We start from the raw sequence: 1,348 nt of genomic DNA on the forward strand, positions 1-1,348 counted from the left end.
CGAGCACCTCGTCGAGCGAGGTCTCCGATTCCACGGTCGGTGCGGCGGCCGCACGGGCCCGCTGGAGCAGCGGGCCCGCCTCCAGGGAGGCGACGGCCGACGTCAGCCGCGGCAGGTCGTAGCCGTGCAGGGCGGACACCTCGGGAGCCAGCATCCAGTACCGCTCCGGGAGCCCGCCCGTGCCCAGCAGCGCCGGGGCCGCGTCCGGGGGCAGCAGCAGCGCGCCGACCCAGAACACGCGGCGCGACGGATCGCCGGGGACGGTCATCAGGCTCGGGCCGCGCAGCACGGGGGTGGCCGACCAGTACGCCTGACGCGGCGCGCGCGGTTCGACGACGCCGGTGACCCGCACCGCGAGCGGGGCGCGCTCCACACCGGGCACGTGGACGACCGAGCCCACCTCGATGTTCAGTTTCCGGGCCGTCTCGGCGGTGACGGCGGCCTCGACCGCCGTCGTCGACGCGGTGACGCCGTCCGGGGCCTTCGGCAGCCGGCCCTCCCGCAGCCGGGAGTGGCCGGCGAGCCCGCTCGGGGTGACGAGGTGGAACTGCGGGGCGAGCCCGTCCGGCCGGGACAGGTACGGGTCCGGGGCCGCCAGCCACCGGGTGGTGCGCACACCGTAGGACGACTGGTCGGGGTCGAGCGGGAGGGAACGGCCGGGCAGCGCGAAGAGCTTGGCGTAGGGGCCGCGCACGGCGTCCTCGCGCAGCTGCGCCTCCCACGCGTCGAGGGAGACGACGTCGTCGGACTGGGAGGCGTACAGCTGGACGGTGGTGCGGTCGGGCCCGGCCACCTCCACCGACCGGCGCAGCCCCGCGTCGCCGTACCGGTCGACCGCGAGCGGCAGCGCGGCGGCCAGGAACGCGGTCACCGCGACCAGCACCGCGAGCGCCGCGGCCGCACCGGGCGCCGACCGCAACCGGGTACGCACCCAGGGCACGGCCACCCGCACCCCTCCCGGAGCCCGCTCGCTCACGTCACTCGCCTCCCCGTTCCCGCAGTGACGTCACCGGGTCCGCCCTGCGCAGGGCCAGTACGGTCGTGATCAGCAGGGGGGCCGCGGCCACGGCGGCCAGGAGGGCGGCCACCCGGGCGGGGGGCAGTTCCACCAGGACTCCGGGGACCGGGCGGGTGGCCTCCGTGGTCAGCATGATCAGGGGGATCACCGCACGGGCCAGCACCGCGCCGAGCAGGACGCCCACCGCCAGCGCCAGACCGACCAGCACCCCCTGTTCGACGAGCACCACCCGGGCCAGCCGCCGCCGGGAGGCGCCGAGCGCGCGCAGCACCGCGAACTCGGCGGACCGTTCCCGCAGCGACCCCTCCGCGCTCACCGCGAACCCGACCG

The 1,348-nt window shown here is 77.2% G+C and carries 1 protein-coding gene and 1 pseudogene; both read right to left on the bottom strand.

Annotated features, from left to right (window positions below):
* Window positions 1-976: pseudogene (locus B7767_RS27630) on the bottom strand (ABC transporter permease); the annotation flags it as partial.
* Between the two features lies 1 nt (window position 977).
* Window positions 978-1,348 (bottom strand): FtsX-like permease family protein (locus tag B7767_RS27635; protein ID WP_256923590.1); only part of this gene is annotated, 371 nt, incomplete at its 5' end.

Origin of the sequence: Streptomyces sp. 13-12-16, assembly GCF_002114215.1 — a bacterium.
In the GTDB taxonomy this organism is placed as follows: domain Bacteria; phylum Actinomycetota; class Actinomycetes; order Streptomycetales; family Streptomycetaceae; genus Streptomyces.